Annotated in this window: 25 protein-coding genes; 19 read left to right on the plus strand and 6 right to left on the minus strand. The window is 74.7% G+C overall.

Features of this window, described 5'->3' with window-relative positions; translation table 11 throughout:
- The first annotated feature begins 97 nt into the window (after positions 1-97).
- Together ACIRPP_RS12120 and ACIRPP_RS12125 are read left to right on the plus strand one after the other, a co-directional pair.
- The gene (locus ACIRPP_RS12120) at positions 98-787 is read left to right on the plus strand and encodes a response regulator transcription factor (RefSeq protein WP_403640671.1); all 690 of its coding nucleotides are present in this window, start codon (positions 98-100) and stop codon (positions 785-787) included.
- The gene (locus ACIRPP_RS12125) at positions 787-2,223 is read left to right on the plus strand and encodes a sensor histidine kinase (protein ID WP_403640674.1); all 1,437 of its coding nucleotides are present in this window, start codon (positions 787-789) and stop codon (positions 2,221-2,223) included. Before ACIRPP_RS12120 ends, ACIRPP_RS12125 begins: the two co-directional genes overlap by 1 nt.
- A gap of 27 nt (positions 2,224-2,250) precedes the next feature.
- Here ACIRPP_RS12125 and msrB read toward each other — a convergent pair whose 3' ends face one another.
- The 4 genes from msrB to ACIRPP_RS12145 form a co-directional block, all read right to left on the minus strand.
- Complete coding sequence (gene msrB, locus ACIRPP_RS12130; protein WP_403640678.1) at positions 2,251-2,658, minus strand: peptide-methionine (R)-S-oxide reductase MsrB; 408 nt, start codon at positions 2,656-2,658, stop codon at positions 2,251-2,253.
- Positions 2,659-2,672: 14 nt separating this feature from the next.
- Positions 2,673-4,061 carry a UDP-N-acetylmuramate--L-alanine ligase gene (murC, locus tag ACIRPP_RS12135; protein ID WP_403640681.1) on the minus strand — a complete coding sequence of 463 codons (1,389 nt, stop codon included), beginning with the start codon at positions 4,059-4,061 and terminating at the stop codon, positions 2,673-2,675.
- Between the two features lie 108 nt (positions 4,062-4,169).
- Positions 4,170-4,643, minus strand: coding sequence for an indole-3-glycerol phosphate synthase (locus ACIRPP_RS12140; protein ID WP_403640684.1), 474 nt, complete (start codon positions 4,641-4,643; stop codon positions 4,170-4,172).
- 253 nt (positions 4,644-4,896) lie between these two features.
- Entirely contained in the window at positions 4,897-5,745 is an 849-nt protein-coding gene (locus ACIRPP_RS12145) for a pyrimidine reductase family protein (RefSeq protein WP_403640687.1), read from the minus strand.
- On the opposite strand from ACIRPP_RS12145, the gene zapE reads away from it, so the two are divergent.
- The 3 genes from zapE (at position 5,744) to ACIRPP_RS12160 (ending at position 9,343) form a co-directional block, all read left to right on the plus strand.
- The gene (gene zapE, locus ACIRPP_RS12150) at positions 5,744-6,898 is read left to right on the plus strand and encodes a cell division protein ZapE (RefSeq protein WP_403640690.1); all 1,155 of its coding nucleotides are present in this window, start codon (positions 5,744-5,746) and stop codon (positions 6,896-6,898) included. The genes ACIRPP_RS12145 and zapE overlap by 2 nt on opposite strands.
- A gap of 143 nt (positions 6,899-7,041) precedes the next feature.
- Positions 7,042-7,827: a slipin family protein gene (locus ACIRPP_RS12155; RefSeq protein WP_403640693.1), complete on the plus strand. Its 786-nt coding sequence runs from the start codon at positions 7,042-7,044 to the stop codon at positions 7,825-7,827.
- A 169-nt stretch (positions 7,828-7,996) separates the two neighbouring features.
- On the plus strand, positions 7,997-9,343 hold the full coding sequence (locus tag ACIRPP_RS12160) for a PhoX family protein (RefSeq protein ID WP_403641197.1): 1,347 nt from the start codon (positions 7,997-7,999) through the stop codon (positions 9,341-9,343).
- 54 nt (positions 9,344-9,397) lie between these two features.
- Here the strand turns inward: ACIRPP_RS12160 and ACIRPP_RS12165 are convergent, their stop codons facing one another.
- The gene (locus tag ACIRPP_RS12165; RefSeq protein WP_403640696.1) at positions 9,398-9,883 is read right to left on the minus strand and encodes an SRPBCC domain-containing protein; all 486 of its coding nucleotides are present in this window, start codon (positions 9,881-9,883) and stop codon (positions 9,398-9,400) included.
- Positions 9,880-10,302 carry an ArsR/SmtB family transcription factor gene (locus ACIRPP_RS12170; protein ID WP_403640699.1) on the minus strand — a complete coding sequence of 141 codons (423 nt, stop codon included), beginning with the start codon at positions 10,300-10,302 and terminating at the stop codon, positions 9,880-9,882. Before ACIRPP_RS12170 ends, ACIRPP_RS12165 begins: the two co-directional genes overlap by 4 nt.
- Positions 10,303-10,388: 86 nt before the next feature.
- Between ACIRPP_RS12170 and ACIRPP_RS12175 the strand changes: the two genes are divergently transcribed.
- From ACIRPP_RS12175 to ACIRPP_RS12240, 14 genes are all read left to right on the plus strand, one after another.
- On the plus strand, positions 10,389-11,912 hold the full coding sequence (locus tag ACIRPP_RS12175) for an FAD-dependent oxidoreductase (protein WP_403640702.1): 1,524 nt from the start codon (positions 10,389-10,391) through the stop codon (positions 11,910-11,912).
- A 109-nt stretch (positions 11,913-12,021) separates the two neighbouring features.
- Positions 12,022-12,882, plus strand: coding sequence for a polysaccharide deacetylase family protein (locus ACIRPP_RS12180; RefSeq protein WP_403640704.1), 861 nt, complete (start codon positions 12,022-12,024; stop codon positions 12,880-12,882).
- 18 nt (positions 12,883-12,900) lie between these two features.
- Positions 12,901-13,125, plus strand: coding sequence for a hypothetical protein (locus ACIRPP_RS12185; protein ID WP_403640707.1), 225 nt, complete (start codon positions 12,901-12,903; stop codon positions 13,123-13,125).
- A gap of 34 nt (positions 13,126-13,159) precedes the next feature.
- Positions 13,160-13,876: an aminoacyl-tRNA hydrolase gene (locus ACIRPP_RS12190; RefSeq protein ID WP_403640709.1), complete on the plus strand. Its 717-nt coding sequence runs from the start codon at positions 13,160-13,162 to the stop codon at positions 13,874-13,876.
- Between the two features lie 504 nt (positions 13,877-14,380).
- Complete coding sequence (gvpO, locus tag ACIRPP_RS12195; RefSeq protein WP_403640712.1) at positions 14,381-14,701, plus strand: gas vesicle protein GvpO; 321 nt, start codon at positions 14,381-14,383, stop codon at positions 14,699-14,701.
- Between the two features lie 34 nt (positions 14,702-14,735).
- Positions 14,736-15,284, plus strand: coding sequence for a gas vesicle structural protein GvpA (locus ACIRPP_RS12200; protein WP_403640716.1), 549 nt, complete (start codon positions 14,736-14,738; stop codon positions 15,282-15,284).
- 2 nt (positions 15,285-15,286) lie between these two features.
- Positions 15,287-16,042, plus strand: coding sequence for a GvpL/GvpF family gas vesicle protein (locus ACIRPP_RS12205; RefSeq protein WP_403640719.1), 756 nt, complete (start codon positions 15,287-15,289; stop codon positions 16,040-16,042).
- Between the two features lie 4 nt (positions 16,043-16,046).
- Positions 16,047-16,364, plus strand: coding sequence for a gas vesicle protein GvpG (locus ACIRPP_RS12210; RefSeq protein WP_164346168.1), 318 nt, complete (start codon positions 16,047-16,049; stop codon positions 16,362-16,364).
- Between the two features lie 41 nt (positions 16,365-16,405).
- A complete protein-coding gene (locus ACIRPP_RS12215) occupies positions 16,406-16,720 on the plus strand; it encodes a gas vesicle protein (RefSeq protein ID WP_403641200.1) in 315 nt (104 codons plus the stop codon).
- Complete coding sequence (locus ACIRPP_RS12220) at positions 16,713-17,594, plus strand: GvpL/GvpF family gas vesicle protein (RefSeq protein ID WP_403640722.1); 882 nt, start codon at positions 16,713-16,715, stop codon at positions 17,592-17,594. The genes ACIRPP_RS12215 and ACIRPP_RS12220 overlap by 8 nt, the downstream gene beginning before the upstream one ends.
- The gene (locus ACIRPP_RS12225; RefSeq protein ID WP_403640725.1) at positions 17,591-17,839 is read left to right on the plus strand and encodes a gas vesicle protein; all 249 of its coding nucleotides are present in this window, start codon (positions 17,591-17,593) and stop codon (positions 17,837-17,839) included. Before ACIRPP_RS12220 ends, ACIRPP_RS12225 begins: the two co-directional genes overlap by 4 nt.
- Entirely contained in the window at positions 17,836-18,138 is a 303-nt protein-coding gene (locus ACIRPP_RS12230; protein ID WP_403640728.1) for a gas vesicle protein K, read from the plus strand. The genes ACIRPP_RS12225 and ACIRPP_RS12230 overlap by 4 nt, the downstream gene beginning before the upstream one ends.
- 502 nt (positions 18,139-18,640) lie before the next feature.
- The gene (locus tag ACIRPP_RS12235; protein ID WP_403640731.1) at positions 18,641-19,939 is read left to right on the plus strand and encodes an SLC13 family permease; all 1,299 of its coding nucleotides are present in this window, start codon (positions 18,641-18,643) and stop codon (positions 19,937-19,939) included.
- A 220-nt stretch (positions 19,940-20,159) separates the two neighbouring features.
- Entirely contained in the window at positions 20,160-21,494 is a 1,335-nt protein-coding gene (locus ACIRPP_RS12240; RefSeq protein WP_403640734.1) for a DUF692 domain-containing protein, read from the plus strand.
- The last annotated feature ends 59 nt before the right edge of the window (positions 21,495-21,553 follow it).

The raw sequence follows: 21,553 nt of genomic DNA on the forward strand, positions 1-21,553 counted from the left end.
GCCCGCGCGCGGGCGTTCCTGTCGGATTGCTGTCGATGTCCGCCAGGAGTCCGCCGGGGCCTGCGGCAGGGGGCGCCGGGTGCCGCAGTATGAGCGGGTGGACAACGTACGCCTGCTCGTCGTGGACGACGATCCGCCCATCGCCGACCTGGTCGCCACCGTCGCCCGCTACGAGGGCTGGCAGGCGGTCACCGCGAACTCCGGTGCCCAGGCGCTGCGTCGCGCCGCCCGGTTCCGTCCGGACATCGTGGTGCTCGACCTGATGCTGCCGGACGTCGACGGCTTCGGCGTGCTCGACCGGCTGCGGCGCGCGGGCACCATGGTGCCGGTGGTGTTCCTCACCGCCCGTGACGGCGTCGCCGACCGGGTCGAGGGGCTGACCCGGGGCGGGGACGACTACCTGGTCAAGCCGTTCGCCGTGGAGGAGCTGATGGCCCGGCTGCGGACCGTGCTGCGGCGCAGCGGCGGGCCGGCGTCCCGGCCGCCGGTGCTGCGGGTGGCGGACCTGACGATGGACGAGGACACCCGCGAGGTCCGGCGCGGTGAGCGGCTGCTGTCGCTGACGCCCACCGAGTACGAGGTGCTGCGGTACCTGATGCGCCGTTCCCCGGCCGTGCTGACCAAGGCGCAGATCCTGGACCACGTGTGGGAGTACGGCTTCGGCGGCCGCTCCAACGTGGTGGAGCTGGTGGTCAGCCGGCTGCGGCGCAAGCTGGACGACACCGGTCCGCCGCTGATACGCACCGTGCGGGGCTTCGGCTACGTCATACGGCAGGCCGGCGAGTGATGAGCCGGCGGGCCGGGCGGCTGCGCCTGGGCACCCGGCTGACGCTGGGCCTCGGTGCGCTGTCACTGGCGGTGTTCGCCGTGGTCGGCACCGCGCTGACCGCCTACATGCGCGACTACCTGGAACAGCAGCTGGCGACCCAGCTCAAGCTGGTGCAGACCGTGCAGGCCAAGGACGCGGCGGCGCACGGCACGGTGCAGCGCAAGCCGTACTACGGCTGGTACACGGCCGTCTTCGACGTCGCGGACGGCGAGGTGCGGCTGCGCAGGCCGGCGGACGTGCCCGAGGACACCCGGGCGTTCGCGGCCCTGGCGCGGACGATGGCGCACTCCGACACCGAACTCGTGCGCACCGCGCGGATCGACGGCGAGGGCACCTACCGGCTGCGCGGGTGCGAGGTCCGGCCGGGGGTGGTGCTGGTGAGCGCGGCGCCCGTCACCGACGTCGAGGAGACCGTGGAGCGGCTGATCACGGTGCAGGTCGTGGTGTTCGCGCTGGCGCTGGCGGCCCTGGTGGCGGCCGGGCGGCGGATGCTGCGGCGCGGGCTGGAGCCGCTGAGCGACATGGCGCGCACCGCGCACGGCATCGCCTCGCACGACCTGACCGAGTCGGCGGCCCGGCTGCCGCTGCGCGCCGACGGCCGGGACGGCGGCCGGGAGGTCGCGGAGCTGCGCACCGCCTTCAACACGATGCTGGAGCACATCGACGCCTCCCTCGCGGTGCGCGCGGAGGCCGAGCAGCGGCTGCGCCGCTTCGTCGCGGACGCCTCGCACGAGTTGCGCACCCCGCTGATGTCGGTGCGCGGCTACGCGGACCTGTTCCAGTACGCGGCGGCCAACGCGCCCGGGGAGCGGGAGCGGCACCTGGCCCGGCTGCGCGCGGAGGCCGCCCGGATGGGGGTCCTGCTGGACGACCTGCTGCTGCTCGCCCGCCTGGACGCGGCCGACGCGCGGGCCCCGCTGCGCACCGCGGAGACGGACGTGGCGGAGCTGGTCCGGCAGGCCGCCGACGCCTTCCGGGCGGGGCATCCGGACCGACCGCTGACGGTGTCGGCGGGGACCGGCCCGCTGCGGCTGCGGCTGGACCCGGACCGGATCCGGCAGGTCCTGGACAACCTCCTGACCAACGCGGCCGTGCACACCCCGCCCGGGACGCCGGTGTCGGTGACGGTCCGGACCGGGCCGGGCGAGGTGCTGATCCGGGTCGCCGACGAGGGCCCGGGCATCCCGGAGGAGCACCGGGAGCGGGTCTTCGACCGCTTCTACCGCGTCGACCGGGCCCGCAGCCGCGACCGGGGCGGCAGCGGGCTCGGCCTGTCGGTGGCCCGCTCGCTGGTGGGCGCGCACGGCGGGACGGTGGAGCTGGCCGGCGGCCCGGGCGGGACGGTGTTCACCGTCCGGCTGCCCCTCGGCGGCCGGGTCGCCGCGCCCGGATGACCGGTGCTCCCGGGCGCGGCGGTGCGGTCAGCCGTCGGCGGGCGTCAGCCGCAGCGAGATGCTGTTGATGCAGTAGCGCTGGTCGGTGGGCGTGGCGTAGCCCTCGCCCTCGAAGACGTGACCGAGGTGGGAGCCGCAGCGGGCGCAGCGCACCTCGGTGCGGACCATGCCGTGGGAGCGGTCCTCGACCAGCTCCACCGCCTCGGAGTCCCGCGGGTCGTAGAAGGACGGCCAGCCGCAGTGCGACTCGAACTTGGTGTCGGAGGTGAACAGCTCGGCGCCGCAGGCGCGGCAGGAGTAGACGCCCTCGGTCTTGGTGTCGGTGTACTCACCGGTGAACGCCGGTTCCGTCGCCGCCTGGCGCAGCACCGCGTACTCGGACGGCGACAGTTCCGCGCGCCACTGCTCGTCCGGCTTCTCCACGTCGTACGGCATGAGGATGCAGCCCTTCAGTTCGACAGACGGTCCAGGATGCGCGGGCCGAGGTCGGTGACGTCGCCCGCTCCCATGGTGAGAACGAGATCCCCGGGCTTCGCCATTCCCGCCACCAGCGACGGGACGTCCGCGGTGTCGGGCACCGGGGTCACGTCCGCGCCGGCCGCCCGGGCCGCCTCGATGATCAGCTCGCTGGTGACGCCAGGGATCGGGTCCTCGCGGGCCGGGTAGATCTCCAGCACCAGCGAGGCGTCGGCCAGGGCGAGGGCCTGGCCCATCTCCTTGCCCAGCTCGCGGGTGCGGGAGAACAGGTGCGGCTGGAAGACGACCAGGATGCGGGCGTCCCCGGCGGCCGAGCGCATGGCCTCCAGGTCGGCGGTCATCTCCGTCGGGTGGTGCGCGTAGGAGTCGATGACCTGGACGCCCGCCGCCTCGCCCTTGAGCTGCAGGCGCCGCTTGACCCCGGTGTACGCGGCGAGGGCCGGGGCCAGTTCCGCGGCCGGGATGCCCAGCGCCACGCCCGCGGCGAGCGCGGCCACGGCGTTGTGGGCGTAGTGGCGGCCGGGGACCGACACGGTGAAGGTGAGCGGGGCGCCGTCGAGGTCGACGGTCACCTCGCTGCGCAGCCCCTGCGGGACGACCGACGTCACGCGCACGTCGGCGTCGGGGGACTCGCCGTAGGTGACGGTGCGGACCGCGCCGTCCAGCCGCCGGGTCAGTTCCCGCGCGCCCGCGTGGTCGGCGGAGATCACCAGGGTGCCGCCGGGGACGATGCGGCCGACGAAGGTCTCGAAGGAGGCGTGGATCTCCTCCATCGAGGCGTAGTTGGCGTGGTGGTCCAGTTCCACGTTGAGGATGATCGCGACCTCGGGCGCGTACTTGTGGAAGCTGCGGTCGGACTCGTCGGCCTCGGCGACGAAGATCTCGCCGGTGCCGTGCAGCGCGTTGGAGCCGGGCTCGTCTAGGTCGCCGCCGATCGCGTAGGAGGGTGCGCGGCCGAGGGCGGTCAGGGAGACGGCCAGCATGGAGGTGGTGGTCGTCTTGCCGTGGGTGCCGGCCACCGCGATCGGGCGCAGCCCGTCCATGAGGGCGGCGAGGGCGTCGGAGCGGTGCACCACCGGGATGCCCAGCGCGGCGGCGCGGGCCAGTTCCGGGTTGTCCTCGCGGATCGCCGAGGACACCACGACGCAGCTGGCGTCGTCGGCGAGGTGCTCCGCCGCGTGCCCGATGTGCACGGTGGCGCCCAGGGCGCGCAGGGCCTCGGCGGTCGCGGAGTCCTTGGCGTCGCTGCCGGCCACCCGGGCACCGCGCTGGGCGAGGATCTTGGCGATCCCCGACATTCCGGCGCCGCCGATGCCGATGAAGTGCGGTCGGTCCATGGCGGTAGGAAGGCCGGGTGCCATGCGTGTTCTCCCCAGTGGTGCGACGGGCGGGCGACGGGCCGCGCGCCCCGCTTCGAGCGCGCGCCCGCGACGGACGTGGCGCCCTCGCCGGGAAGGCGCCGCCCCAGCCTATGCCTTGCTGTGGGAGAAGAGTTTCAGCACCGGCACGCCCACCTTGTGGCGGGCCCGTGAGGCCCAGTCCCGGTGGAAGAACTCCTCCACGTAGTGCGGGTCGGTCAGGACGATGACCTCGTCCGCGCCGACCTCCTCGACCATGGTCTTCAGCGCGTCCAGCGGGTGGTCCTCGACCAGGCGTCCCTGCGCCCGGTCGCCGGAGGCGCGCAGGGCCCGCAGGGACACCTCCAGGGCCCGCTCACCCATGCTCCGGGCCTCCTCGCCCTCGGGGGTCTCCCCCTCGCGGACGGCCTCGTCGAGCTCGCCGAGGGCGACGTCGTCGATGGCCCGCAGGAGCCGGTCGGCCTGTTCGCCGCGTGGTTGGAGCAGGACGTGGAAGGAGACCGCCTCGTCGCCGTGCAAGGTGGTGACGAACTCCACGTCGGCGGACGTCAGGGCCTTCTCGATCATCAGTACGCTTGTGAACACCAGCGCCCCTTCTCCTGTGAGGACCCTCGGGCCCTCTCTCCTCCGCGAGGCGGGCCGGCCCCTGCGGAAACCATCCTGCCCGTGATCGCACGGATGCGACCGGATTCAGTGTGCCCGCCGGTGCGCTAAGCGGAACGGAGAATTCCGCCCGATGACCGGACCAGCGGTACCTCTCGAACCCCTTTCCGGTCAGTACCCGTCACGACGGGACGCCTCCGGAAACGTCCGGAGGACCCCGCGCCCCGGGGCCGGGTCAGGGCCGTGCGTAGCGCGTGAAGAGGAAGCCGTCCTCCTCCAACATCGACTTCAGCGCGAAACGGCGCGGAATCGTCACCGCCGGCCCGCCGGCGATGCGCTGGGCGTCACCCGCGGTGAGCATCGGCGCGACGGTCAGGCACAGCTCGTCGAGCACCCCGGCGGCCACCAGCTGCCCCAGCAGCCGCGGCCCGCCCTCCGTCAGCAGCCGGGTGTGCCCCAGCCCGGCCAGCGCCCGCACCGCGCGCCCGGGATCGGCCCCGGCGCCCTCCCCGGCCGTCACCACCCGCACCCCGGCCCGCTCGGCGGCGGCGACCCGGTCCGCGGGCGCCGCCGCACCGGTCAGCACCAGCGTCGGCACCAGCGGCGAGGCGAAGAGCGGCAGCGAGAAGTCCAGGTCCAGGCTCGCGCTGACCACGGCGATCGCGGGTGCGGGCCCCTGCCCCGCCGCCTGCCGGGCCGCCGCGAACTCCGCCCGCGCGCGGGCCGGGCGGTACCCCTCCTGCCGTACCGTCTCGGCGCCGACGACCACCACGTCGGCGAGCGCCCGCAGCGTGCCGAAGATCCGCATGTCGGCCGCGCAGGAGATGGGCTGCGAGCGGCCGTCGTGCTGGGCCGCCCCGTCCAGGGTGGACACCATGTTGGCCCGCAGCCACGGCGCGGGGCCGTCCGGCCCCGGCTCCGGGTAGGCGTACGCGGCGGCCAGCTCGGCCAGGCTCCACTCCCGGCCGGCCCCGGTCGGAGCCCCCTGGGCGGCCTCGCCGCCGGACGCGCCGGAACCGCCGGCGGCACCGGCCGCACGGTCGGGAGCTGCTGTTTCGTAGGTCACAGGGAACAGGCGTCGCATGCGGTGCAGTGTTCCACGCCCCGTAGCATGGGTAAGCGTGTCGTCCTCCTCCGCGTCCTCCGCCGCCGCCTCCCCGTCCGGTCCCCCGACCGGCCTGGCCCCGCTGTCCCTGTGCGCCCGCGAGCCGCACGTCCCCGCGGACCGGCTGGTCGCCGAGATGGTGCCGCCGCCCCGCTTCGACGCGGTCCGCTTCGGCACCTACATACCGGACCCGGACCAGCCCAGCCAGACCGAGGCGGTGGGCGTCCTGGAGCAGTTCGCCGCCGGACTCGGCCCTTCGCCCTCGAACGGTTCCGGCAGGCGCCGGCTGTTCGGCTTCGGCAAGGCGCCCCGGAAGGCCCCGGCCGGCCCGCGCGGCGTCTACCTCGACGGCGGCTACGGCGTGGGCAAGACCCACCTGCTGGCCTCGCTCTGGCACGCCACGCCCGCCGAGCCCTCCCTCAAGGCGTTCGGCACCTTCGTCGAGCTGACCAACCTGGTCGGCGCCCTGGGCTTCCAGCAGACGGTCCGCACCCTCTCCGGGCACCGCCTGCTGTGCATCGACGAGTTCGAGCTCGACGACCCGGGCGACACGGTGCTCGTGTCCACCCTGCTCGGCAAGCTGGTCGAGGCGGGCGTCGCGCTCGCCGCCACCTCCAACACGCTGCCCGGCAAGCTGGGCGAGGGCCGTTTCGCCGCGGCCGACTTCCTGCGCGAGATCCAGGGCCTGTCGGCCCACTTCCGCGCCCTGCGCATCGACGGCGAGGACTACCGCCACCGCGGGCTGCCCGAAGCGCCGCCGCCCTACTCCGACGACGTCGTGACCGCCGCCGCGCAGGCCACCGACGGGGCCTCCCTGGACGCCTTCCCCGACCTGCTGGACCACCTGGCGAAGGTCCACCCCAGCCGGTACGGCGCGCTGACCGACGGGCTGCGCGCGGTGTGCCTCACCGGGGTGCGGCCGGTGCCGGACCAGTCGACCGCGCTCCGGCTGGTGGTCCTCGCCGACCGGCTCTACGACCGGGAGGTCCCGGTGCTCGCCTCCGGACTGCCCTTCGACCAGCTGTTCGGCGAGGAGATGCTGAAGGGCGGCTACCGCAAGAAGTACTTCCGGGCGATCTCGCGGCTCACAGCCCTGGCCCGGGACGCGGGTCGCCTCACCGGCGACAGCTGACCCCTCGCCTCCGGCCGCCCGGCCGGCCCGCCTCTCCCCCGCCCGCACGCGCCATGGCCCCGCGCCCCGGCGCGTGCCATCGTGGGAAGAGCCGACACACGTGCGCGCACCGGCACGGTCGGGCCTTCGGACGGGAGGTCGGCATGGTCGAGGAGCTGCTCGCCGCGGTCGCCGCGGCGGGTGCCGCGGGCGTCGTCTACATCGCCGCCGCGGCACGCGTGGTCAAACAGTACGAGCGCGGGGTCGTCTTCCGGCTCGGCCGGGTGCACCGCGGGGTGCGCACCCCGGGGTTCACGCTGATCGTGCCGTTCGTGGACCGGCTGCACAAGGTGAACCTGCAGATCGTCACGCTGCCGGTGCCGGCCCAGGAGGGCATCACCCGGGACAACGTGACGGTACGGGTCGACGCGGTGGTCTACTTCAAGGTCGTCGACGCCACGGACGCCCTGGTGCAGGTGGAGGACTACCGGTTCGCGGTCTCGCAGATGGCGCAGACCTCGCTGCGCTCCATCATCGGCAAGAGCGACCTGGACGACCTGCTGTCCAACCGGGAGAAGCTCAACGAAGGCCTGGAGCTGATGATCGACAGTCCCGCGGTCGGCTGGGGCGTGCACGTCGACCGGGTGGAGATCAAGGACGTCTCCCTGCCGGAGACGATGAAGCGCTCCATGGCCCGCCAGGCCGAGGCCGACCGGGAACGCCGGGCCCGCATCATCAACGCCGACGCCGAGCTGCAGGCGTCGAAGAAACTCGCCGAGGCCGCCCAGCAGATGGAGGACACCCCCTCCGCCCTGCACCTGCGGCTGCTCCAGACGGTCGTCGCCGTCGCCTCCGAGAAGAACTCCACCCTGGTCCTGCCCTTCCCCGTGGAACTGCTGCGCTTCGTGGAGCGGGCCCAGACGCAGCAGGCGCCGCCGCCCGACGCGTGACACGTGCTACGCGCGTGGTTCACGTGGCTCCCACCAAGTGATAGACACGGCGGGGTCACTGTTCCTGTCCGCCAGCAGGAAGGTTCCCCCCATGACCGAAACCGGGTCGCCCAGCGCCGGTCCCGCCCTCACGCCCGGCTCCGGGGCCGCCGGCTCGACACGGCGTCAGATGCTCGCCCGTTCCGGCGCCCTGGGTGTCGGCATCGCCTTCACCGGCGCGCTCTCCGAACTGTTCACCGGCTCCGCCGCCGCGCAGTCCCTCGGACACGACGGCTACGGCCCCCTCGTGCCCGACCCCGACGGCCTCCTCGACCTGCCGAAAGGTTTCCGTTACCGGGTGCTCTCCCGGGAGGGCGACCCGCTGCGCTCCGGCGAGGGCCCGGTGCCCTCCAACCACGACGGGATGGCCGCCTTCCGCGGCCGGCGCGGCCAGGTGCACCTCGTCCGCAACCACGAGAACCGCGCGGCCGGCCGGGTTCCGGTGCCGGCCGTCGACGGCCTCACCTACGACCCTCAGGGCAAGGGCGGCTGCACCTCGCTGACCCTGGACGCGCACGGCCGGGTCCGCTCGGAACGGGTCGCCATTGCCGGTACGGCCGTCAACTGCGCGGGCGGACCGACACCCTGGCACACCTGGCTGACCTGCGAGGAGACCGAGGACAAGGCCGGCACCAACGGCTACACCAAGGACCACGGCTTCATCTTCGAGGTGGACGGGGCCGACCCGCGCCGCACCGGTGCGGTGCCGCTCACCGCGATGGGCCGCTTCCAGCACGAGGCCGTCGCCGTCGACCCCCGCCGGGGCATCGTCTACGAGACCGAGGACGCCTTCGAGCGGCCCTTCGGCCTGTTCTACCGGTTCCTGCCGGACAAGCCGCTGGGCGGCACGGGTTCGCTGCGCGCGGGCGGACGGCTCCAGGCGATGCGCGTGCCCGGCGTCCCGGACCTGTCCTCGATCCGGGAGACCGGGGCCCGCTTCGACGGCATCGAGTGGGTCGACGTGCCGGACCCGCTGGCCGCCGAGACCCCCATCCGCTTCCAGGACTTCGGCCGCGGCGGCATCACGCACGCGCAGAAGCTGGAGGGCTGCTACTGGGGCGATCGGTCGGTGTACTTCGTGTCGTCCTTCGCCCGCAGCGCGGAGGGCTCGGCCGGCGACCACTACGGCCAGATCTGGCGCTACGACCCGGACCGGCGCCGGCTGACCCTGGTGATCGTCTTCGGCCCGGACACCGACGTGCAGCTGCCCGGCGAGTCGCCCGACAACATCTGCCTCGCCCCGAGCGGCGGCCTGATGGTCTGCGAGGACGGCGGCGGCGCCCAGCACGTCTACGGCGTCACCCGGCGCGGCGAGGTCTACGCCCTGGCCCGCAACAGGCAGAACACGGGCACGCCGGAGGACCCGGAGTGGGGCGAGTTCGCCGGGGTCACGTTCTCCCCGGACGGCCGGACGATGTACGTCAACTGCTACGACCCCGGCACGACGTTCGCGGTGACGGGCCCCTGGCGGCGGTGACCCGCGCGCGGGGCCGGGGCGCTCGCCCCGGCCCCGCGCGGGCCGGCAGGCGGGTCAGCCGGCCAGCACGTCGTCCATCTGCCCGACCGCGGCGCGCAGCCCCTCCACCATGCCCATCCCGGCCAGCTGTTCCATCTGCTCCCGGCTGTCGAAGACCGACCGCAGCTCCATCCGGGTGCCGCCGTCGCGCTCGGTGAGCGTCATCCGCATCGTCGTGACGGGCATCTCGGGGTTCGGCTTGCCCTCGGCGTCGGAGAAGCCGTCGGTGAACTCCAGGGCGGTCGGCGGGGTCACCGAGGTGATCCGCCACCAGCCGCCGAACTTCTCGCCCTCCGGGCCGGTCATGAAGTACCGGACCTCCCCGCCGGGCGTCAGGTCGTGCTCCTCGAACGTGGCCGGGTAGCTCGGCGGGCCCCACCAGCGCTCCAGCCGTCGCGGGTCGGCCCACAGCTGCCAGACCTGCTCGACCGGGGCGGCGAAGTCCGCGATCAGGGTCAGGGTCAGGTGGTCGAGGTCCTTGTCCACGCTGGTCACAGTCATCGGTCGTGTCCTCTCGTCGTGCCGCCGCCGGGACCGGCGTCCGGGCCGTCGCCGGGACCGGGCGGTCCGGTCCCCACGGGGTCGTCACGCAGCAGGTCCGCCATCCGGTCCACCCGGGCCCGCCAGCCGGCCGCCAGGTCGTCGAGCGCCCGGCGTGCGCGGTCCACCGCGTCGGGGTCGGTGCGCACCAGCGCCTCCCGTCCGTGCCGCTGCTTGGTGACCAGGCCCGCCCGCTCCAGCACGGTGACGTGCTTCTGCACCGCGGCGAAGCTCATCGGGTACGCCCCGGCCAGCCGGGACACGGACAGCTCACCCCGCCCGCAGCGCCGGAGTATGTCGCGCCGCGTCGCGTCGGACAGGGCCTGGAACAGCCGGTCCACGGCCTCGTCGGTCTCTGCGGTTCCACCATGTACAACCATTTGGTTGCACGTTACGCCGGGCCGCTCCCGCCCGCAAGGGGAAGGGCCCGCCACTGAAATCCCGCGCACCGGGGTACTCGGCGCCCATGACGGACAACCAGCAGGTCAGCGGCTCGTACTGGATCCAGACCGCCCCGGGGGACCGGTACCCCGCACTGACCGGCGACCTCGACGTGGACGTGGCCGTGATCGGCGGCGGGATCGCCGGGCTGTGCACCGCCCGGGAGCTGGCCCGGGCCGGCCGCAGCGTCGCCGTCCTGGATGCGGGGCGGATCGCGGCCGGCGTCACCGGCCACACCACCGCCAAGATCACCGCCCTGCACACGCTGGTCTACGACAAGCTGCGCCGCACGCGCGGCGCCGAGGGCGCGCGGCTGTACGCCCGTTCGCAGGCCGAGGCGATCGAGCACACCGCGGACCTGGTGACGGAGCTGGGCATCGACTGCGACTGGGAACGGCGCAGCGCGTACACCTTCGTCCGGGACGCCGGACGGGTGGCGGAACTGCGCGCGGAGGCGCGGGCCGCGCGGGAGGCGGGACTGCCCGCCTCGTTCGTGACGGAGACCGGGCTGCCGTTCCCCGTCGCGGGCGCCGTCGAGGTCACCGGGCAGGCCCAGTTCCACCCGCGCGCCTACCTGCTGGCTCTCGCCCGGGACCTGGTCGCGCACGGCGGGCACATCCACGAGGACACCACGGTGCTCGGCCTCGACGAGGGCGAGCCCTGCCGCGTGTCCACCGCGAACGGCGCCACGGTGACCGCGCGCGACGTCGTGGTCGCGACGCACTACCCGATCTTCGACCGGGCGCTGCTGTTCGCCCGTCTCTCGCCGCGCCGCGAACTGGTCGTCGCGGGAACTCTCCCGGCCGGCCAGGACCCCGGGGGCATGTACATCACGCCGGACGAGAACACCCGCTCGGTGCGCACCGCCCCCTACGGCGAGGACGGCACCCGGCGCCTGCTGGTGGTCACCGGGGAGCACTTCACGCCGGGCACGGGCGACACCCGGGCCGGATTCGAGCGGTTGGCCGCCTGGACCCGCGAGCACTTCCCCGACGTCGAGCTCACCCACCGCTGGGCGACCCAGGACACCACCCCCACCGACACGGTCCCCCTCGTCGGCCCCCTGCACCACGGCGCCCGGCACGCCTGGGTCGCCACCGGCTTCAACGGCTGGGGCATGAGCGGCGGCATAATGGCCGGACTGCTGCTCACCGCGCAGATCACCGGCGAGGAGTGCGCGTGGAGCGGGCTGTACGACCCGCGCCGGCTGAAGCCCGCGGTGCGCGAGGCGCCCTCCTTCCTGCGGACCCAGGCCGAGGTGGCCCGGCACTTCGTGGGCGACCGGCTGCGCCCCTCCCCGCCGGTGGAGTCCCTGCCGCCGGGTGAGGGCGCGGTGGTCCGCGCGGACGGTCACCGGCTGGCCGTGTACCGGGACGAGGACGGTTCGCTGCACGCGGTCTCGGCCCGCTGCACCCACCTGGGCTGCCTGGTCGACTTCAACGCGGCGGAGCGCGCCTGGGAGTGCCCGTGCCACGGCTCCCGCTTCGACACCGACGGCAAGGTGATCCAGGGCCCGGCGACCAAGCCGCTGGAGCAGCGGGACATCTGAGACCGCCGGGCGCCCCCGGCCGTCCACCGGGCGGCCGGTCGGGTGACGGCCCGCCCGTGGCGCCGCACGGATCGCGCCGCCCGCCCCACCCCGCTCCTACGTTCATACGGTGATCACACTCGCACGCCGCGTGACCGCCGTCTGTGTCCTGGCCGCCTTCCTGGCTGCCTGCGCCGGGCACCCGCCCACGCCCGCGGGACCGGGGCAGCCCGCCCGCCCCGCGCCGTCCGCCCCCTCCGCGGCACCGTCGCCGCACCGCCCCACCCTGGCTCCCGGCCCGGCGGGCCTGACACCGGTGTTCGAGAACGCCCCGCGCTCCGGGGAACGCACGGTCGCCCTCACCTTCGACGCCGACATGACGGCCGACCAGGGCCCGCGGGCGGCGGCGGGCGAGCGTTTCGACAATCCCGCGCTGATCGCCACCCTGCGCAGGCTCCGGGTCCCGGCCACCGTCTTCATGACCGGCCGGTGGGCCGAGGAGTACCCCGACCAGGCCCGCGCCCTCGGCCGGGACCCGCTGTTCGAGGTCGCCAACCACTCCTACAGCCACTACGCCTTCACCGGGGACTGCTACGGCCTGCCGACCGTCCCGCGCGAGCGGATGCGGGCCGACGTGGAGCGGGCCTACACCGCGTTCCGCGAGGTCGGGATCACCGACCCCATGCCGTACTTCCGGTTCCCCGGCGGCTGTTACGACCGGGCCGCGCTCAAGGCGCTGACACCGACCGGTGTCACGGCCGTGCAGTGGGACGTGGTCGGCGGCGACGCCTTCGCCACCGACCCCGACGCGGTGGCCCGGCAGGTGCTGGACGGCGTACGGCCCGGCTCGGTGGTGGTCCTGCACTGCACCCGCAGCGCGGCCCCCGCGACCGAGCGGGCGGTCCGCACGGTCGTCCCCGAACTGCGCCGGCGGGGCTACCGCTTCGTGAAGGTCTCCGACCTCATCGCCGCCCGGGGCGGACGCCGCTGAACGTCCTACGCTGGACACATGAGCGACACCGACACCGCCACGGAAACCGGCGCCCGGGCCGCGGCCGGCCCCGACGACTACTGCCTGATCGACGCGTCCCGGCCGCCCAGGGCCGACGGCCCGCCGTACGCGGAGTGCGTGCTGTGCCGGGAGCCGACCGAGTACCCGGAGTCCTACAAGGGCATCACGCTGTGCCCGGTCTGCGAGTGGCGCGAGGCGGAACGGACCTCCTGCTCGGGCTGACGGACCCGCCCCCCGGATTGGCAGACTGGACCCCGTGAGCACCGACCAGAAGCCCGCCGGCAGTCCCTTCCGCCACGCCTCCCGCGACCGCGACACGGCGCCCCAGTTCGTCCTGCCCCTCGTGGTGCGCATCGAACGGGCGTCGCCGCCGGCCCGCACCGACGCGCTGGAGACGGCCGCGCGCGCCGTGCTGCTGATGCTGACCGACGCGCGCTCCACGGGCGGCGAGGGCGAGTGGGCGGACGCCGTGCGCTCCTGGCAGGACGGCCGGATCCGGAAGGTGGTGCGCCGGGCCCGCGGTGCCGAGTGGCGGCGCGCGGAGGCCCTGCCGGGCCTCACGGTCACCGGCACGTCCGCCGAGGTCCGCGTCTTCCCGCCGGTGCCGCTCGACGGCTGGCCCAAGGACCTGGCCCGCCTCCAGGTCTCCGGCACCGACCTCGACGACCCGGAGGCGCCCGCTCCCCCGGACCCGTCCGTCCCCGTCCTGTGGATGAACCCGGACCTGGACATGTCCGCCGGCAAGGCGATGGCCCAGGCGGGCCACGGAGCGCAGCTGGCCTGGTGGGAGCTCGGCGACGACGACCGCGCCGCCTGGCGCGACGCGGGCTTCCCGCTCGCCGTACGCACCCCCGGCCCGGCCCACTGGGCCGCCCTCACCGCGAGCCGCCTCCCCCGCGTCCGCGACGCCGGCTTCACCGAGATCGCCCCCGGTTCCTGCACGGTGATCGCGGAGCATCCCGCACTGCGGTAGCCCGGTTCGGGCGGGGGCGCCCCTGCCCACGGAACGCTCCCGCCGAAGAGCCGGGCGCGACCCCGTGCCCCGCAGTCCGGCCGCACGACGGTCCGGTCCGGGGCTCCCCAGCCCGCTCAGGGCTCCGCCCCCCGGCACCCGCCACCGGTCACGTCCCCGCCGCGGCCTGGGAGGGCCAGGGCCGCCACCTGCGGCTGGTCAAGGTCGAGCACGTCGGCCGGAGCGCGGGCCGGGCCCCCTCCGAGTGCCCCGCCCGCCCGGCCCGGGCGGGCGTCCCTGCCCACGGAACGCTCCCGCCCGAGGACCGGGCGCGACCCCGTGCCCCGCTGTCCGGCCCGCGCGATGGTCCGGTGCGGCTCCCGGCCCGCTCGGGGCTCCGCCCCGCCATCGGTCACGTCCCTCCCGGGCGCTCCCGCCCGGCCCTGGCGGGCGGGCGGGTGCCCCTCCCCCGGACGGGTCAAGCGCGCATGCGGCGCTCCACGGCACGGGGTGAGAGTGAGCAGCGTGACAGAAACCGGCGAGCGACGGCGCGGCACGGCCGCCCGCACCACCACGCGTGATTCCGGCGTCCGGAACGCCCGCGACGCGGCACAGCGCGCGGCCGAACTCCTGAGCGACCTGATCCGGCACCGTCTGGAGGGCGTCTCCGCGGTCAGCCGCGACGAGGACGACGGCTGGACGGTCCAGGTGGACGTGCTGGAAGTGCCCCGCATCCCCGACACCACCAGCCTGCTCGCCACCTACGAGGTGGGACTCGACCCGGCCGGCGACCTGCTCCGGTACCGGAGGATCGCCCGCTACCGGCGCGGTGCCCAGGACCAGTGAGCGGGCTCCGGCCCGTGACCGGAAGGACGACCGCATGATCACCTACGACGACGAGGTCGTCTGCGCGCCCCGCGCCGGAACCCTCTACGACGTCCTCGAACTCATCCTCGACCGCGGCATGGTGATCGACGTCTTCGTCCGCGTCTCCCTGGTCGGCATCGAGATCCTCAAGGTGGACGCCCGCATCGTGGTCGCGAGCGTGGACACGTACCTGCGGTTCGCGGAGGCGTGCAACCGCCTGGACCTGGAGCACGACGTGCGGTCGAAGACCGTCCCCGAACTGTTCGGCGGTCCGGTCGCCAAGACCGTGGGCAAGGGCGCCGCCCGCGGGGTCGGGCGGAAGGCGCGCTCGCTCACCGACAAGGTGCGCGACGTCCTCGCCCCCGAGGAGACCGACGAGGACGGGGACGACGTCGTCGAAGAGCCGGAGGAGGCACCCCGGGCCCGCGGCCGGGAGCGCGAGGAACGCGCCCCGCAGCGGACCCGCAGCCGCCCGGCCTCCCGCCGCCGCGCCGACGACGGCGACGAGGACGACCGCCCGCGCAGCCGCACCCGCCGGCGCACGGAGACCGAGGAGGAGTGAGCGTGCCCGTCACCACCGCCACCACGACGGCCGAGGACACCTTGTATGTCTACGGCATCGCGCCCGCCGGTGTCCGGGCCCCGCGCCGGCCCGGTGTGGACGGCGCCCCGGTACGGCTGCTGACCGGGGCCGGGCTGTGCGCGGCGGTGTCGGACGCGCCCGCGCGGCTGCGGCCCCGGCGCCGCGACCTGCTGGCCCACCAGGGCGTCCTCGACGAACTGGTCGCCCAGGGGCCCCTGTTGCCCATGCGGTTCGGGGTCCTCAGCCCCGACCCCGGGGTGCTGGAGGCCCAACTGCGCGCCGATGCGGGCCACCTGACGCGGCAACTGGAGAGCCTGCGGGGCCGCGTCGAACTCAACGTCAAGGGGTCCGTCGTCCCCGGCTGCTTCGCCGAGCTGGTCCGCCGCGACCAGGGGCTGCGCGAACTGGCCCGCCGCACCCGGCAGATGCCGGACTACGAGGCCAACGTCCGCCTCGGCGAGGCGATCGCCCGCGGGGTCCGCCGGGAGGCGCGGCGCGCGGCCCGGGACGTCCTGGCCCACCTGACCCCGTTCGCGGAGCGCACGGTGCACGGCCCCACGGACGACGAGCAGGTGCTGAGCACGTCGTTCCTGCTGCCCGCCGCCGACGAGGCACGGTTCCGCGAGGCGGTGGCCGCGCGGGCCCGCCGGTGGGGGGACCGGCTGGCACTCGGGGTGACCGGTCCGCTGCCCTGCTACAGCTTCGTCGACCAGCGTCCCGCGCCGGCCGGGCGGTGACGCGGTGGGCATCGTGACCGGTCTCCTGCTGCTGCCGCTGGCTCCCGTGCGGGGCACGGCGTGGATCGCCGACCACCTCCTGGAGGAGGCCCGGCGCCAGTACCACGACCCGCGTGCCGTGCAGGCCCGGCTGAGCGCCCTCAACCGGGCCCTGGACGCGGGCGAGATCGACGAGGACACCTTCGAGCGGGAGGAGGACCGGCTGCTCACCCTGCTGGAGCGCCCGGCCCGGCGGTCCGCCCGGCCCGCCGTCCGCACCACCGCGACCGCGCCCGCCGCCCTCGCGGTCCGCACCCCGCGCGAGCCGGGGAGGGCACCGTGACCGCCGTCGACACCCCCTACGACGCCCCCTACGACCTCGCCGTGGCCGAGCCCTACGGCCCGCCGTCCGGCAGCCTCGCCGACCTCCTCGAGCGGGTGCTGGACAAGGGCATCGTCATCGCCGGCGACATCAAGATCGATCTGCTCGACATCGAACTGCTCACCATCCGGCTGCGTCTGTTCATCGCCTCGGTGGACACCGCGAAGAAGGCCGGCATCGACTGGTGGGAGACCGATCCGGCCCTGTCGTCCCGGGCCGCGCGGGACGCGCTCGCCGAGGAGAACGCACAGTTGCGGGCGCGGCTCCAAGCACTGGAGGAGTCCGTGGCCGAGACACCGGAGGCCGTGGGTGAGTGACGTCGTCCCCACCGGACCGGAAGCGGATGGCCTGGTCTGCGCGTTCGCCGTCACCCGTACCCCGCCGGACGAGGCCGCGCTGGCCACCGCGGCCGGCCACGAGGAGGGGGGCCCGCTGCGCGTGCTGCGCGCCGGGACGCTGAACCTCGTCGTGCAGGACGTGCCCGCCGCGCTGTTCTCCCGGGAGGCGCTGACGGAGCGGCTCAACCGGCCCGAGGACCTCGAACGCTGCGCCCGCGCCCACCACCGGGGCGTCGAGGCGGCGTACGGGCGGGGGCGGGGCCCCGTCGTGCCGCTGCCGCTGGCGACCCTGTACCGAGGCGACGACAGTGCCCGGCAGGCCCTGGCCGGCCGGGAGGCCCTGCTGGGCACCCTGCTCGACCGGCTCCGGCACCGCACGGAATGGGCGGTGAAGGTGCACGCCGCCCGCACGCCCGCCCCCGGGCGCGCCGGGGCCGCGGCAGCCGCCGACGGGCGGTCCTACCTCAGCCGGGCCAGCGCGCGGCACCGCGACCGACAGGACGCCCACGGCAGGGCGCTGGCCGCCGCGGAGCAAGTCGACGCGGAGCTGCGCGGGTGCGCCGTCGCGGCCGTGCGGCACCGCCCGCAGGACGAGCGGCTGACCGGCCGGAGCGCACCGCAGGTCCTCAACGCCGCCTACCTGGTGGACGACGCGGACCGGGACCGCTTCACCGCCGCTCTGGCCCGGCTCACCGGGGACGGCCGGTGTCCGGGCGTGGAGGTCGCCGCGTCCGGGCCGTGGATCCCGTACTCCTTCGCCCGCTGGGAGGAGGGGCCGGACGGCAGCGGACGGGACCTCCCCGGCCCGGACCGCGGCACCGCCGGCCCGGCGGCCCCCGGGGTGCGCGCGTGAGCGCCGCCGACCCGCGGACCCCCGGCCCCGCGCCCGTCCCCTGGGACGTCCCCGCCCCGTACGCCCCGGCCGGTGTGCCGCTGGTGGACCTGCTGGACCGCGTCCTGGCGACCGGGGTCGTCGTCAGCGGCGACCTGGTGCTGGCGATCGCCGACGTGCCGCTGGTACGGATCTCGCTGCACGCCCTGCTGGCGTCGGTGAGCGAGCGGATGCCCGCCCCCTGGGCGGACAGCGGGCCGCTGTGACGGCGCCCCGCGGCGGCCGCCACACGGTCGACCTGGACCCCGAGCGCGTCACCAACGACCTGGCCGCCCTGGTGCTCACCGTCGTGGAACTGCTGCGCCAGCTCATGGAGCGGCAGGCCGTGCGCCGCTTCGACGAGGGCACCCTGAGCCCCGAACAGGAGGACCGGCTCGGCACCGCGTTGATGCTGCTCGACCGGCGGATGGACGAGCTGTGCGCCCAGCACGGCCTGACCCGCGGCGACCTGAACCTGGACCTGGGTCCGCTGGGCCGGCTCCTTTCCGACGATTCCGGGTGCTGAACGCCCCGCGGTGGGCCACACTGTGTCCTTGGCCGCGCCGCCCGGCAAGGCGGCAAAAAGCGGACTTGGCTGTCAATGGGGACTGACCCCCAATCGCCCCTACAGGGTGCACCCCCCGTCATCTGGGTGCTGACCCTTATGGTCCGCGCTCCCGCGCGCGGGAGAGGGTGGAACGACATCACCGCCCCAGCACAGTGTCCGTCGTGCGGTGAGGGCGAACGCTCGTCTTGCGGGTCTGCAGGCGCCCTCGGTTGCGACAGCCGAAGCGCCGCACCGTCCTGTCCGTCCGCTCCCCGAGCAGGGGAGCGGCGTCGTCGTGGGTCCTGGCTGCTGCACGGCAGTGCAGTGCTGCGGGCCCGGACGACGAGAGGAGCTCCTCGCTCATGCGCGCAGCGCCACAGCGCCCTGATCACTCCCGAACGGTTCCCGGACCCCTCCTCTTGTCGACCCGCACCCCAATCCCCTCCGTATCCGGCCCGGCCGGCACGGGGCAGGTGGCGCGTTGAGCGTTCTGACGTGGGCGGCGATCGCAGTGTTCGTCGCCGTCTACGTACTGATCGCCACGGAGTGGGTCCACCGGGTGGCCGCCGCGCTGGGCGGCGGCGTGCTGATGCTGCTCATCGGGGCCACCGACCCCGAGCACGCCTTCTTCTCCAAGGACGCCGGCATCGACTGGGACGTCATCGTCCTGCTGCTCGGCATGATGCTGATCGTCGCGGTGCTGAAACAGACCGGCGTCTTCGAGTACATCGCGATCTGGGCGGCGCGCCGCGCGCGCGGCAAACCGTACCGGCTGATGGTGCTGCTCATCCTGGTGACGGCCGTGTTCTCCCCCTGGCTGGACAACGTCACGACCGTGCTGCTGGTCGCGCCGGTGACGATCCTGGTCTGCAACCGCCTCGGGCTGCCCGTGGTGCCGTACCTCATCGCCGAGGTGATGACGTGCAACATCGGCGGCGCGGCCACCCTCATCGGCGACCCGCCCAACATCATGATCGGCTCACGCGCGGGTCTGAGCTTCAACGACTTCCTGATCCACATGACACCGATCGTCATCGTGCTGATGATCGTGTTCATCCTGATGGCCCGGGTCATGTTCCGCAAAGCGTTCACCTACGACCCCGAGCGCGTGGCGTCCGTGATGGAGCTCGACCCGCGCGACGCCATCAAGGACGGCCGGCTGCTCGCCATCAGCGGCGCGGTGATGGGCGTCGTGATGGTCGCCTTCGTGCTGCACACCTGGCTGGATCTGGAGCCCTCGGTGATCGCCATCAGCGGCGGTCTGCTGCTCCTCGCGGTGTCCCGGCTGAACACCGGTGAGGTCATGAAGGACGTCGAGTGGGAGACGCTGGCGTTCTTCACCGGACTGTTCGTCATGGTCGGGGCGATGGTGAACATGGGCGTCATCGGCGACCTGGGCGAAGCGGCGGCCGAGGCCACCGGCGGGAACCTGTTCGCCACCTCGATGGCCCTGGTGTTCGGTTCGGTGGTGCCGTCCGCGCTCATCGACAACATCCCCTTCGTCGCGTCGGTCAGCCCGATCGTCGAGGAGATCGTGAACGCGGCCGGCGGCACCGCGGAGGCGGGCATGCTGTGGTGGTCCTTCGCCCTCGGCGCGGACCTCGCCGGCAACGCGACGATCATCGCCTCCTCGGCGAACGTGGTCGTCATCGGGATAGCCGAGCGCTCCGGCCACCACATCTCGTTCTGGCAGTTCAGCCGCTACGGACTGGTCGTCACCGCCGTCACGGTGTCGCTGGCGGCCGTCTATGTGTGGGCGCGCTACTTCGCGCTGGCGTGACCGCCCGGGCCGGCAGGGGGGCGACCGCGTCCCCCTGCCGGTCCGCTGCTCCGCCCCGCCCTCCGAAGCTCAAATGTTCCTCTGAAGGTGCCCGCCGGACGGTTCGTGTCCCCGCCGCGGGGCGATACCCCCGTCACGTCCGCACGGGACGTCCGGCGGGGGCCGGAACACATCGGGGGCCGGCCGCCGGACGACCGGGGGCCGGGTGGAGGAGGGGACGATGCGGCAGCGACTGGGGACGGGGATCGGCTGGCGGCCGGAGATCGCGGACGCCGTCGAGGCGATGCCGGGGATCGACTGGGTCGAGGTCGTGGCCGAGAACGTCTGCCCCGGACATCTGCCCGAGTCGCTGCTGCGGCTGCGCGACCGCGGGGTGACCGTGGTGCCGCACGGTGTCTCGCTGGGCCTCGGCGGCGCCGACCGGCCGGACCCCGGGCGGCTCGACGCCCTCGCCGAGCGGGCCGCCGCCCTGCGGGCACCGCTGGTCACCGAACACATCGCCTTCGTCCGCGCGGGCGGGCCGCTGACCGTCTCCCCGCGTCTGGAGGCCGGGCACCTGCTGCCCGTGCCGCGCACCCGGGACGCGCTCGACGTGCTGTGCGAGAACGTCCGCGTCGCGCAGGACGCCCTGCCGGTCCCGCTCGCCCTGGAGAACATCGCCGCCCTGCTGTCCTGGCCGGGCGACGAACTGACCGAGGGCCAGTTCCTGTACGAGCTGGCCGACCGCACCGGCGTGCGGCTGCTCATCGACGTCGCCAACCTGCACACCAACCACGTCAACCGTGGCGAGGACCCCGCCGAGGCTCTCGCCGCCCTGCCGCTGGAGGCCATCGCCTACGTCCACGTCGCCGGCGGCTTCGAGCGGGACGGCGTGTGGCACGACAGCCACGCCCATCCCGTCCCGCGGCCGGTGCTCGACATCCTCGCCGACCTCGCCTCCCGCACCTCGCCTCCGGGCGTGCTGCTGGAGCGGGACGAGAACTTCCCCGCACCGTCGGAGCTGCGGGCCGAGCTGGACGCGGTGCGCGAGGCCCTGGACAAGGGCGCGGCCCGGCGGTCCGCCGCCGCCCGCCCGGCCGCTCCCCCGACGCCGGCCCCGACGCCCGCCCCGGCCCCGGACTCCGTGCCGCCGGCGGCCGGAGCCGCCCGGCAGCGGCTCGCGCTGGCGCAGACCGCCCTGCTGTCCGCGCTCGTCGCCGGCACGCCCGCGCCCGAGGGGTTCGACCGGGTGCGTGTCGGCGTCCAGGCGCGGGCGCTGGCCGCGAAGCGGGCGGACGTCGTCGCCAAGGTGGCGCCCGAGGTGTCGGCGCTGCTGGGCGCGCGGTACCGGCCCGCGTTCCTCGCCTACGCACAGGCCCACCCCATGTCCGGCGGCTACCGGCAGGACGCCCTGGACTTCGCCGAGCACCTCCTGACGGCCGGCCGCCCCGAGGACGCCCGCGCGCGCCGGGAGCTGCGCGAGTGGTGGCGGGAGCGGTCGGGCTCCCGGCCCCGCTCCCGCCGCCCGGCGGTGCGCCTGGCCCGGGCGACGCGCCGGGCCCTGCTGCGCCGCTGAGCCGCGGAGCACGCCGAAGGAGCGCGAGGGCGGTCCGGAAACGGAACATCACGGACCGG

This window comes from Streptomyces sp. NPDC101219 (assembly GCF_044767675.1).
Taxonomy (GTDB): domain Bacteria; phylum Actinomycetota; class Actinomycetes; order Streptomycetales; family Streptomycetaceae; genus Streptomyces.

Coding starts and splice junctions, on each gene's coding strand:
- ACIRPP_RS12125 (WP_403640674.1), top strand. CDS start 787: ATGAGCCGGCGGGCCGGGCGGCTGCGCCTGGGCACCCGGCTGACGCTG.
- msrB (WP_403640678.1), bottom strand. CDS start 2,658: ATGCCGTACGACGTGGAGAAGCCGGACGAGCAGTGGCGCGCGGAACTG.
- murC (WP_403640681.1), bottom strand. CDS start 4,061: ATGGCACCCGGCCTTCCTACCGCCATGGACCGACCGCACTTCATCGGC.
- zapE (WP_403640690.1), top strand. CDS start 5,744: ATGCGGTGCAGTGTTCCACGCCCCGTAGCATGGGTAAGCGTGTCGTCC.
- ACIRPP_RS12145 (WP_403640687.1), bottom strand. CDS start 5,745: ATGCGACGCCTGTTCCCTGTGACCTACGAAACAGCAGCTCCCGACCGT.
- ACIRPP_RS12155 (WP_403640693.1), top strand. CDS start 7,042: ATGGTCGAGGAGCTGCTCGCCGCGGTCGCCGCGGCGGGTGCCGCGGGC.
- ACIRPP_RS12160 (WP_403641197.1), top strand. CDS start 7,997: ATGCTCGCCCGTTCCGGCGCCCTGGGTGTCGGCATCGCCTTCACCGGC.
- ACIRPP_RS12165 (WP_403640696.1), bottom strand. CDS start 9,883: ATGACTGTGACCAGCGTGGACAAGGACCTCGACCACCTGACCCTGACC.
- ACIRPP_RS12170 (WP_403640699.1), bottom strand. CDS start 10,302: ATGGTTGTACATGGTGGAACCGCAGAGACCGACGAGGCCGTGGACCGG.
- ACIRPP_RS12175 (WP_403640702.1), top strand. CDS start 10,389: ATGACGGACAACCAGCAGGTCAGCGGCTCGTACTGGATCCAGACCGCC.
- ACIRPP_RS12185 (WP_403640707.1), top strand. CDS start 12,901: ATGAGCGACACCGACACCGCCACGGAAACCGGCGCCCGGGCCGCGGCC.
- ACIRPP_RS12200 (WP_403640716.1), top strand. CDS start 14,736: ATGATCACCTACGACGACGAGGTCGTCTGCGCGCCCCGCGCCGGAACC.
- ACIRPP_RS12240 (WP_403640734.1), top strand. CDS start 20,160: ATGCGGCAGCGACTGGGGACGGGGATCGGCTGGCGGCCGGAGATCGCG.